The sequence below is a fragment of the Paenibacillus sp. M2 genome (genome assembly GCF_046713495.1).
GTDB lineage: Bacteria > Bacillota > Bacilli > Paenibacillales > Paenibacillaceae > Paenibacillus > Paenibacillus amylolyticus_B.
Genome location: NZ_CP169648.1, coordinates 6496018 through 6507953, shown reverse-complemented (window position 1 = coordinate 6507953; position 11936 = coordinate 6496018). Strand labels below are relative to the sequence as shown.

Genomic DNA, 11936 nt, shown 5'->3' with positions numbered 1-11936 from the left:
CATCAACATAAACGGACATACAAGTTCCTTGAAAACTGAACAAATGGATAGTAACTTTTGATTCACAATGAATCGTCAGATTCAAAATGAGCTTATCGCTCTTTTCAATACTTTATTTGAGAGTTTGATCCTGGCTCAGGACGAACGCTGGCGGCATGCCTAATACATGCAAGTCGAGCGGAGTTGATAGGAAGCTTGCTTCCTTGATACTTAGCGGCGGACGGGTGAGTAACACGTAGGCAACCTGCCCTCAAGTTTGGGACAACTACCGGAAACGGTAGCTAATACCGAATAATTGTTTTCTTCGCCTGAAGGAAACTGGAAAGACGGAGCAATCTGTCACTTGGGGATGGGCCTGCGGCGCATTAGCTAGTTGGTGAGGTAACGGCTCACCAAGGCGACGATGCGTAGCCGACCTGAGAGGGTGATCGGCCACACTGGGACTGAGACACGGCCCAGACTCCTACGGGAGGCAGCAGTAGGGAATCTTCCGCAATGGGCGAAAGCCTGACGGAGCAATGCCGCGTGAGTGATGAAGGTTTTCGGATCGTAAAGCTCTGTTGCCAGGGAAGAACGCTTGGGAGAGTAACTGCTCTCAAGGTGACGGTACCTGAGAAGAAAGCCCCGGCTAACTACGTGCCAGCAGCCGCGGTAATACGTAGGGGGCAAGCGTTGTCCGGAATTATTGGGCGTAAAGCGCGCGCAGGCGGTCATTTAAGTCTGGTGTTTAATCCCGGGGCTCAACCCCGGATCGCACTGGAAACTGGGTGACTTGAGTGCAGAAGAGGAGAGTGGAATTCCACGTGTAGCGGTGAAATGCGTAGATATGTGGAGGAACACCAGTGGCGAAGGCGACTCTCTGGGCTGTAACTGACGCTGAGGCGCGAAAGCGTGGGGAGCAAACAGGATTAGATACCCTGGTAGTCCACGCCGTAAACGATGAGTGCTAGGTGTTAGGGGTTTCGATACCCTTGGTGCCGAAGTTAACACATTAAGCACTCCGCCTGGGGAGTACGGTCGCAAGACTGAAACTCAAAGGAATTGACGGGGACCCGCACAAGCAGTGGAGTATGTGGTTTAATTCGAAGCAACGCGAAGAACCTTACCAGGTCTTGACATCCCTCTGACCGGTACAGAGATGTACCTTTCCTTCGGGACAGAGGAGACAGGTGGTGCATGGTTGTCGTCAGCTCGTGTCGTGAGATGTTGGGTTAAGTCCCGCAACGAGCGCAACCCTTATATTTAGTTGCCAGCACTTCGGGTGGGCACTCTAGATAGACTGCCGGTGACAAACCGGAGGAAGGTGGGGATGACGTCAAATCATCATGCCCCTTATGACCTGGGCTACACACGTACTACAATGGCCGGTACAACGGGCTGCGAAATCGCGAGATGGAGCCAATCCCAACAAAGCCGGTCTCAGTTCGGATTGCAGGCTGCAACTCGCCTGCATGAAGTCGGAATTGCTAGTAATCGCGGATCAGCATGCCGCGGTGAATACGTTCCCGGGTCTTGTACACACCGCCCGTCACACCACGAGAGTTTATAACACCCGAAGTCGGTGGGGTAACCGCAAGGAGCCAGCCGCCGAAGGTGGGATAGATGATTGGGGTGAAGTCGTAACAAGGTAGCCGTATCGGAAGGTGCGGCTGGATCACCTCCTTTCTATGGAGAATCGTTTCCTGCAACGGAAACATTCAAATACGCAGGTTCTTAGAACCTGCACCAGCAACACAGTTACTTATCCATTTGTTCAGTTTTGATGGAATTTGAGGGGCCATAGCTCAGCTGGGAGAGCGCCTGCCTTGCAAGCAGGAGGTCAGCGGTTCGATCCCGCTTGGCTCCACCAAACAATTTCATCTATTTGGCTTGTTCTTTGAAAACTAGATATCGAAACGAAACAAACGTGAATTAGAACATTCCTTTTTAGCTGAACTTGTGTAAACAAGTTTAATAAATTGGTACTTAATTGCTTTTGCGATGGTATTGGATGGGAGTGACTTTTGGCTTTGGACGTAGTCCAAAACAAGGGAAGCGAGCAGCCAAAACCGGAGCAAACTGGTTAAGCTACTAAGAGCACACGGAGGATGCCTAGGCGCTAGGAGCCGATGAAGGACGTGGCGAACAACGAAACTGCCTCGGGGAGCTGTAAGCAAGCTTTGATCCGGGGGTGTCCGAATGGGGAAACCCAGCTGGGGTAATTTCCAGTTACTCATAACTGAATACATAGGTTATGTAGAGGCATACCAGGGGAACTGAAACATCTAAGTACCCTGAGGAAGAGAAAACAATAGTGATTCCGTCAGTAGCGGCGAGCGAACGCGGAGAAGCCCAAACCAGAGAGCTTGCTCTTTGGGGTTGTGGGACGTCTCACATGGAGTTACAAAGGAACCGGTTAAGCGAAGAGGTCTGGAAAGGCCCGCCAAAGAAGGTAAAAGCCCTGTAGTTGAAAGTCTGTTCCCTCCGAGACGGATCCCGAGTAGTGCGGGGCACGTGAAACCCCGTATGAATCCGGCAGGACCATCTGCCAAGGCTAAATACTTCCTAGCGACCGATAGTGAAGCAGTACCGTGAGGGAAAGGTGAAAAGCACCCCGGAAGGGGAGTGAAATAGAACCTGAAACCGTGTGCTTACAAAAAGTCAGAGCCCGTTTTAGGGGTGATGGCGTGCCTTTTGTAGAATGAACCGGCGAGTTACGTTCCCGTGCAAGGTTAAGGTGAAGAGCCGGAGCCGCAGCGAAAGCGAGTCTGAATAGGGCGAATTAGTACGTGGACGTAGACCCGAAACCGGGTGATCTACCCCTGTCCAGGGTGAAGGTGCGGTAACACGCACTGGAGGCCCGAACCCACGCATGTTGAAAAATGCGGGGATGAGGTGGGGGTAGCGGAGAAATTCCAATCGAACTCGGAGATAGCTGGTTCTCCCCGAAATAGCTTTAGGGCTAGCCTCGGAAAACAGAGTCGTGGAGGTAGAGCACTGATTGGGTGCGGGGCCCGCAAGGGTTACCAAGCTCAGTCAAACTCCGAATGCCATAGACTTACTTCCGGGAGTCAGACAGTGAGTGCTAAGATCCATTGTCAAAAGGGAAACAGCCCAGACCATCAGCTAAGGTCCCCAAGTGTGTGTTAAGTGGGAAAGGATGTGGAGTTGCACAGACAACCAGGATGTTGGCTTAGAAGCAGCCACCATTGAAAGAGTGCGTAATAGCTCACTGGTCGAGTGACTCTGCGCCGAAAATGTAACGGGGCTAAACACACCACCGAAGCTATGGCTTGATGCTTTGCATCAGGGGTAGGGGAGCGTTGTATAAGGGTTGAAGGTGTACCGTAAGGAGCGCTGGACATTATACAAGTGAGAATGCCGGTATGAGTAACGAAAAGATCAGTGAGAATCTGATCCGCCGAAAGCCTAAGGGTTCCTGAGGAAGGCTCGTCCGCTCAGGGTAAGTCGGGACCTAAGGCGAGGCCGAAAGGCGTAGTCGAAGGACAACAGGTCGAAATTCCTGTACCACCGTAAGCCGTTATGAGCAATGGGGGGACGCAGTAGGGTAGTGACGCGGACTGATGGATGTCCGTCTAAGCAGTAAGGCTGATGTGTAGGCAAATCCGCACATTGTAAGGCTGAGCTGTGATGGGGAGCGAAAATTATAGTAGCGAAGGTCATGATCTCACACTGCCAAGAAAAGCCTCTAGCCAGGTGAAGGTGCCCGTACCGCAAACCGACACAGGTAGGCGAGAAGAGTATTCTAAGGCGCGCGGAAGAACTCTCGTTAAGGAACTCGGCAAAATGACCCCGTAACTTCGGGAGAAGGGGTGCCCCGGTAGTGTGAATAGCACGAGGGGGCCGCAGTGAAAAGGCCCAAGCGACTGTTTAGCAAAAACACAGGTCTGTGCGAAGCCGTAAGGCGAAGTATACGGGCTGACGCCTGCCCGGTGCTGGAAGGTTAAGGGGAGTGGTTAGGGAGTAATCCCGAAGCTGTGAACCGAAGCCCCAGTAAACGGCGGCCGTAACTATAACGGTCCTAAGGTAGCGAAATTCCTTGTCAGGTAAATTCTGACCCGCACGAATGGCGTAACGACTTGGGCGCTGTCTCAACGAGAGATCCGGTGAAATTTTAATACCTGTGAAGATGCAGGTTACCCGCGACAAGACGGAAAGACCCCATGGAGCTTTACTGCAGCTTGATATTGAATTTGGGTACGATCTGTACAGGATAGGTGGGAGCCTTTGAAGCATGAGCGCCAGCTTGTGTGGAGGCAACGTTGGGATACCACCCTGATCGTATCTAGGTTCTAACCTGGTACCGTAATCCGGTGCGGGGACAGTGTCAGGTGGGCAGTTTGACTGGGGCGGTCGCCTCCTAAAGAGTAACGGAGGCGCCCAAAGGTTCCCTCAGAATGGTTGGAAATCATTCGAAGAGTGCAAAGGCATAAGGGAGCTTGACTGCGAGACCTACAAGTCGAGCAGGGACGAAAGTCGGGCTTAGTGATCCGGTGGTACCGCATGGAAGGGCCATCGCTCAACGGATAAAAGCTACCCTGGGGATAACAGGCTTATCTCCCCCAAGAGTCCACATCGACGGGGAGGTTTGGCACCTCGATGTCGGCTCATCGCATCCTGGGGCTGAAGTAGGTCCCAAGGGTTGGGCTGTTCGCCCATTAAAGCGGTACGCGAGCTGGGTTCAGAACGTCGTGAGACAGTTCGGTCCCTATCTGTCGTGGGCGTAGGAAATTTGAGAGGAGCTGTCCTTAGTACGAGAGGACCGGGATGGACGTACCGCTGGTGTACCAGTTGTTCCGCCAGGAGCACCGCTGGGTAGCTATGTACGGACGGGATAAACGCTGAAAGCATCTAAGCGTGAAGCCCCCCTCAAGATGAGATTTCCCAGTATGTAAGACCCCTTGAAGACGACGAGGTAGATAGGCTGGGGGTGGAAGTGCAGCAATGCATGGAGCTGACCAGTACTAATCGGTCGAGGGCTTATCCAATAGCAAGTGATAATTCGCATGTTTCGTTTCGAATCTAGTTTTCAGAGAACGATCTCTGAAATGAAAATTGGTACATCACAGAATGTGTGTATGATTTTCAGTTCCATATCTGATTTCAAGAAGCTATGCTTCGACAAATCACGTTTGGTGGCGATGGCGGAGGGGTTCCACACGTACCCATCCCGAACACGACCGTTAAGCCCTCTAGCGCCGATGGTACTTGGACCGCAGGGTCCTGGGAGAGTAGGACGCCGCCAAGCGAAGAACCACTGCCGATGTTATTCGGTGGTGGTTTTTATTTGTTTATTTAAGGGGATGCGAAAGCATCTCTTATTTGACTTTGTAAGAATCCTCTGACACACTCTAAGGGGTACATATATCACATATCAGGCCATGATTTGGATTGATAATAACTCTAGCGAATGGGGTGTAGGACAACATGGAAATTCAGAAAGTGACGGTAGATGATTTTGAACCAGCGATGGCACTCTCCGAATATGCTTTTCAGGTGGTAATGAATGATGAACAAAAAGAAAAGCGGCGGAGTCAGTTTTCGTCACAAGATATATGGGGTGTATATGAGGACGGGCAGCTAGGAGCCAAACTTCACATCATTCCTTTTCACACCTATATTCATGGCAGAGCGTTCGAGATGGGCGGTATTGCGGGTGTAGCCACCTGGCCAGAGTATAGACGCAAAGGCTGGGTAGCGGGTCTACTGAAGCATGCGTTGGAAGAAATGAATCGCAACAAACAGAGCATATCATTCTTGCATCCATTCTCTTTTGGTTTCTATCGGAAGTATGGATGGGAGACGTATGTTGAATTTAAACGTTATAAAGTACCTACAGCTCATTTGCCTATGAAAAAAGCGACACCTGGAACAATTCGGCGTGGGGATCCGGGCCTCAGCATATTAAAGGAAGTATACAGTGCTTATGCTGAGCGTTATAACGGAACTCTGGTTCGGGATGATGCAAGGTGGGAGAATTCAGTTCTGGTTAATGGAAGCAGCCAGAAGGCTGTATATTACGATGAAGCTGATGCAGCACAAGGTTATCTTTTATATGAGGTTAAGGAAAATAAGTTTACTATTAAAGAGATCATCTATCTGAACGAAGAGGCTAGGCAAGGACTGTGGACCTTCATTGCTAACCATGATTCCATGATCGAGGAAGTTACGTTGCAGGCACCTGCCAGTGATACACTTGCCTTCCAATTGGATAACCCGAGGATTCAGCAGGAGATTGTACCTTATTTTATGGCGCGTATCGTTAGTGTGGAGCAGTTTATATCCCAGTATCCCTTTGCAAATCAGGACTCACCGTTGCAGATTGTTCTTCAGGTAGAAGATGCACACGCTCCATGGAATGAAGGGGTATGGCAATTAAACGTGGCAATGAACGGAACAGCGTCCATATGGAAAACTTCGGAACCAATTACTGATGATCAGACCATTAAGGTGGATATTCAATCTCTTACCGCAGTGCTGATGGGGTATCGCAGACCAACGGAAATGGCACGGATCGGAAGAATTCACGGACCAGAAGCAGCAATCAAGGCTTTGGAACAAGTCATTCCTGAACGGGAAACCTATTTGCTCGATTTCTTCTGATGACTATTCCCACTGCTCCATTTAACTTGATTAGCTTATATAGAAATACGGCGTGATTGAAAGACAAATGGACTTCTCCAGCAATTTTGGGGAGGTTTTTTTGTGTCTGGGGAATATTTCGTGTAAAATCGTAAAAAATGAATAGTGACCCCACTTGGCAAAACCACAAAATATGCTATAATGGTTATAAAGTCAAAGAAAGTCAAAGTCAACTAAAGGTTCAATACTTAAGTAGCTTTCTTTCTACAATCTGATGCATGATCGCCAATATACGGGATTCATCTCATCGGAGGATCAAGGGAATATTAAAGGACCTTCGTGCTTCCTTCGCTCTCCTATTGACACCTGTGGAAGCAAGATTCGCTGTTTCCCTGATTGGTTAAATGGGTAGAGAAGGTGTACTCTGTGGGGGCGTGTGGGTCCTTATTGACTTAACGTTTCAGACAGTGGAGGATGATTGGATGCGTAATATCTCTGATATTATCGAACGATATCTGAAGAGTATTTTGCATGAAAGTCCCGAAGGAATGGTTGAAATTCAGCGTAATGATCTGGCAGATCAATTCTCATGTGTACCTTCCCAGATCAATTATGTCATCAGCACACGTTTTACACTCGAGAAGGGATACCTGGTAGAGAGTAAACGCGGCGGTGGTGGTTATGTTCGCATACAGCGTATTGAATTACCGGCCCAATCAGCTCTGCATAATCATTTGCACCATAGTATTGGTGAAGAGATCGGGCAGACAGCTGCCGAAGGTCTGATCTATCAATTGGAAGAAGCGCGCTTCTTGAGCAAGCGGGAAGCCGGGTTGATGCGAGCTGCTGTATCTAGAGAGGTTATATTAGTCAAACTTCCTTACCGGGATCAAATTCGTGCCAGAATGTTGAAGGCGATGTTAATATCTTTGCTCGGTAAATGAAAACTATCGGGGTCAAAGGAGGTACATCAATATGCTGTGCCAAGAATGCAATAAACGTCCGGCGACACTTCATTTTACGAAAATCGTAAATGGGGAGAAGACGGAATTCCATATTTGTGAGTCATGTGCCCGTGAAAAAGGGGAAATGATCCCTGGAACAGCAGGTGGGTTTTCCATTCACAACTTGTTGTCCGGATTGCTTGATTTTGATCCAGCCAGCAAAAGTGGATCGACAGGAACACCACCTGCAAAAGCACTTCAATGTGAAGAGTGTGGTATGACGTACGCACAATTTAGCAAGATAGGCCGGTTCGGCTGCAGTTCATGTTATAAATATTTTGACAGCCGTCTGGATCCTTTGTTCAAGCGGGTTCACGGTAATACGTCCCATGTAGGCAAAGTGCCTGCACGAGCTGGTGGTCGCATCAAGGTGAAACGGCAAATCGCTGATCTGAAGCGGGAGCTCCAGGAGAGTATCGCGCAAGAGGAATTTGAAGAGGCGGCCCAGATCCGTGACCAGATCAGAGGACTTGAAAAAGGAATAGCTCAGGAGTAAAGTTTGTCATGAGTAGGAGGGATGCGTAATGCCTAATCTGCGCTTTACAGATAAGGCGCTCAGCGACTGGATGCGCAGTGATGCGGCTGATTCCGAAATCGTCATTAGCAGCCGTGTCCGGATTGCACGCAACCTTCAGCATGTTCCGTTTCCGATGCTGGCTTCCAATGAGCAATCGGAAGAGGTGCTGAATAAGCTGAGCGAAGTACTTCAATACGATGACGTTCATGCCTTTGGGGATTTTCATACGTTGGATCTGATCGATATTGACGAACTCGACAAACGGGTGCTGGTGGAGAAACACCTCATCAGTCCAAGTCTTGCGAATGAATCCAGGAATGGTGCGGTTATTCTCAGTGAGGATGAGTCTGTCAGTATTATGATTAACGAAGAGGATCATCTTCGTATCCAGTGCCTCTATCCGGGGTTCCAGGTGAAGGAAGCCTGGGAGAAAGCTTCCGCAATAGATGATGCTTTTGAAGCGCACGTGGATTATGCTTTTGATGACCGCAGAGGATACTTAACCAGCTGTCCTACTAATGTAGGTACAGGTGTAAGAGCATCGGTTATGATGCACTTGCCTGCCCTGGTGATGACACAGCAGATTGGCCGCATTTTAACCGCAGTTTCCCAAGTGGGATTAACTGTAAGGGGGATATACGGTGAAGGTAGCGAGGCGATGGGTAACCTGTTCCAGATCTCGAACCAGATTACATTGGGACAGACCGAACAGGAAGTCATCGAGAACCTGCATGGTGTTGTGTTACAGATGATAGGTCATGAGCGTACAGCCAGAGAACGGTTAATGACCGACTCCAGACTTCGGATTACGGATCGGGTCATGCGTTCTTACGGCATATTGTCTCATGCAGCTATTGTTGATTCCAAGGAAGCTGCACAGCGCTTATCGGATGTACGCCTTGGCGTGGATCTCGGCTTGTTGGATGGACTGTCCATCACGGTAATGAATGAGTTGAATGTGATGACACAGCCGGGATTTTTGCAGAAAACATTCGGGGAAGATATGCGCACAGATGAGCGAGATATCTACCGAGCTCAGTTGATTCGTGATACGATCAATGCAGCGAAGCAGTCCTAGTTTAGCCTGATTTTGTATTGAAATATGGTTTCATGCCGCATTGCGGCTTTTATATAATAAGGCATGTACAAATGCCAAATGACTTTATTCGCAGCACGGCTGCAAACAAAAATGATATGAAGAATACGACGGTTATTTCATTACATGACCTCGTTTTATCCAAAACCATGGAGGTGCAGGAGATATGATGTTTGGAAGATTTACGGAACGGGCCCAAAAGGTGCTCGCACTCGCGCAGGAAGAAGCTGTCCGTCTCGGTCATAATAACATCGGTACTGAGCATATTTTGCTCGGCCTCATTCGTGAAGGCGAAGGTATCGCAGCCAAAGCACTGATCGGCCTGGGACTCGGATTGGAAAAAATTCAGGATGAAGTAGAAACGCTGATTGGCCGTGGCCAAGAGCAACCTACCAACATTGCATATACGCCACGTGCGAAAAAAGTAATTGAACTGTCTATGGATGAAGCTCGAAAATTGGGCCATACCTATGTAGGCACAGAGCATATCCTGCTCGGATTGATTCGTGAAGGCGAGGGTGTTGCAGCACGTGTGCTCAATAACCTGGGAATTAGCCTGAACAAAGCACGTCAACAAGTGCTGCAATTGCTTGGCAGCAGTGAAGCTGTATCCAGCCATAATGGCACACCTGCCAATGTAAGCACACCAACGCTAGACAGTCTGGCACGTGACCTCACGGCTTATGCGAGAGAGAACAACCTGGACCCAGTCATTGGACGTAGTAAAGAAATTGAACGTGTCATCCAGGTGCTCAGCCGTCGTACCAAGAACAACCCGGTATTGATCGGTGAGCCAGGTGTAGGTAAAACAGCGATTGCTGAAGGCCTTGCACAAAAAATCATTGCAAATGAGATTCCGGAAACATTGCGCGACAAACGTGTAATGACCCTGGATATGGGTTCTGTAGTCGCTGGAACCAAATATCGTGGTGAGTTCGAAGATCGTCTGAAAAAAATCATGGATGAGATTCGCCAAGCAGGTAACATTGTCTTGTTTATCGACGAATTGCATACCTTGATTGGCGCAGGCGGAGCTGAAGGTGCCATCGATGCTTCTAACATTTTGAAACCGGCTCTGGCTCGTGGAGAATTGCAATGTATCGGTGCGACAACACTGGATGAATATCGTAAATACATCGAGAAGGATGCAGCGCTTGAGCGTCGATTCCAACCGATTACTGTAGATCAGCCTTCTCCGGAAGAAGCGATTCAAATCTTACATGGCTTGCGTGACCGTTATGAGGCGCATCACCGTGTGAAAATTACGGACGAAGCAATTGTGCAGGCGGTTAAACTGTCTGACCGTTACATTACAGACCGTTTCCTGCCAGACAAAGCGATTGACCTGATTGATGAAGCGGGTTCCAAAGTAAGATTGAACTCTTACACGATCCCACCAAACCTGAAACAACTGGAAAGCCGTCTGGAAGATATCCGTAAGGAAAAAGACGCTGCAGTTCAAAGTCAGGAGTTCGAAAAAGCAGCAGCTCTGCGTGATACGGAACAAAAAATTCGTGAAGAGCTGGATGTAACGAAGAACCAGTGGAAAGAGAAACAAGGTCGCACCGATTCCGAGGTTACTCCTGAGGATATCGCACAAGTGGTAGCCAGCTGGACAGGAATTCCTGTGAACCAACTGAAAGAAGAAGAGACACAGCGTCTGATGAATCTGGAGTCTATTCTACATGAACGTGTCATCGGTCAGGATGAGGCAGTGAAGTCTGTCAGCCGTGCGGTTCGTCGTGCTCGTGCAGGACTTAAAGATCCGAAACGTCCGATGGGTTCATTCATTTTCCTCGGTCCTACAGGGGTAGGTAAAACAGAACTTGCTCGTGCTCTGGCTGAAGCGATGTTCGGCGATGAAAATGCAGTAATCCGGATTGATATGTCCGAGTATGGTGAGAAGCACTCGACTTCCCGACTTGTCGGAGCGCCTCCAGGATATGTTGGGTACGAAGAAGGTGGCCAGCTGACAGAGAAAGTTCGTCGCAAACCATATTCCGTAGTCCTGCTCGATGAAATCGAGAAAGCACATCCAGAAGTATTCAATATCTTGTTACAAGTGCTTGAGGATGGTCGACTGACGGATTCCAAAGGTCGCGTCGTTGACTTCCGCAATACGCTGATCATTCTAACATCCAACGTGGGTGCCGAAGCGATCAAACGTAACTCTACACTGGGCTTCACTGCAGTTGTAGATGCAGGAGCAGATTATGACAACATGAAGGGGAAAGTGATGGATGAGCTGAAGAAAAGCTTCCGTCCAGAGTTCCTTAACCGGATTGATGAAATTATCGTGTTCCACTCACTCGAAGAAAAACACATCGCTGAAATTGTTACGCTTATGAGTGAAGAACTTCGTAAACGACTGCTCGAACATGAGGTCGATTTCGAACTCACTGATAATGCCAAGTCTTTCCTTGCGAAGTCAGGCTTTGATCCAGCTTACGGTGCGCGTCCGCTTCGTCGGGCGATCCAGAAGCATATTGAGGACAAATTGTCCGAAGAGTTGCTCACAGGTAACGTAACCAAAGGGGATTCATTGCTCATCGACGAAGAGAACGGTGCGCTGTCTGTTACGAAAAAAGACGTGGTCGTTCCGTCCAATGAGGAAATCGAAACCAAATAATATACATCAAGCTTTGGAGTGAGCTTCAGCTTGTATTAATCCTTATTCCATAATCAAATCCTTCTCGGCCTCGGCCGGGGAGGATTTTTTGCACTTTGGACAGAAGAC

Annotated in this window: 5 protein-coding genes, 1 tRNA gene and 3 rRNA genes; all 9 read left to right on the top strand. The window is 48.9% G+C overall.

Translation table 11 applies throughout. The features are described 5' to 3' along the window. Window positions 1-112 precede the first annotated feature (112 nt). The 9 genes from ACETMN_RS29815 (at window position 113) to ACETMN_RS29775 (ending at window position 11828) form a co-directional block, all read left to right on the top strand. Window positions 113-1665 (top strand): 16S ribosomal RNA (locus ACETMN_RS29815). 108 nt (window positions 1666-1773) lie between these two features. Next, window positions 1774-1849: transfer RNA gene (locus tag ACETMN_RS29810), tRNA-Ala, on the top strand. 211 nt (window positions 1850-2060) lie between these two features. Next, window positions 2061-4988: ribosomal RNA gene (locus ACETMN_RS29805) — 23S ribosomal RNA — on the top strand. Between the two features lie 143 nt (window positions 4989-5131). Then, window positions 5132-5248: ribosomal RNA gene (gene rrf / locus ACETMN_RS29800) — 5S ribosomal RNA — on the top strand. The 16S, 23S and 5S rRNA genes sit together here with 1 tRNA gene alongside, the layout of an rRNA operon. Window positions 5249-5427: 179 nt before the next feature. Beyond that, complete coding sequence (eis, locus tag ACETMN_RS29795; protein ID WP_091020511.1) at window positions 5428-6603, top strand: enhanced intracellular survival protein Eis; 1176 nt, start codon at window positions 5428-5430, stop codon at window positions 6601-6603. A gap of 461 nt (window positions 6604-7064) precedes the next feature. Then, complete coding sequence (locus ACETMN_RS29790) at window positions 7065-7526, top strand: CtsR family transcriptional regulator (RefSeq protein ID WP_036607135.1); 462 nt, start codon at window positions 7065-7067, stop codon at window positions 7524-7526. 31 nt (window positions 7527-7557) lie between these two features. After that, entirely contained in the window at window positions 7558-8082 is a 525-nt protein-coding gene (locus ACETMN_RS29785; RefSeq protein WP_091020513.1) for a UvrB/UvrC motif-containing protein, read from the top strand. Window positions 8083-8110: 28 nt separating this feature from the next. Continuing rightward, a complete protein-coding gene (locus ACETMN_RS29780; RefSeq protein WP_091020515.1) occupies window positions 8111-9181 on the top strand; it encodes a protein arginine kinase in 1071 nt (356 codons plus the stop codon). Window positions 9182-9365: 184 nt separating this feature from the next. Then, the gene (locus ACETMN_RS29775; protein ID WP_036607223.1) at window positions 9366-11828 is read left to right on the top strand and encodes an ATP-dependent Clp protease ATP-binding subunit; all 2463 of its coding nucleotides are present in this window, start codon (window positions 9366-9368) and stop codon (window positions 11826-11828) included. Window positions 11829-11936: the final 108 nt, after the last annotated feature.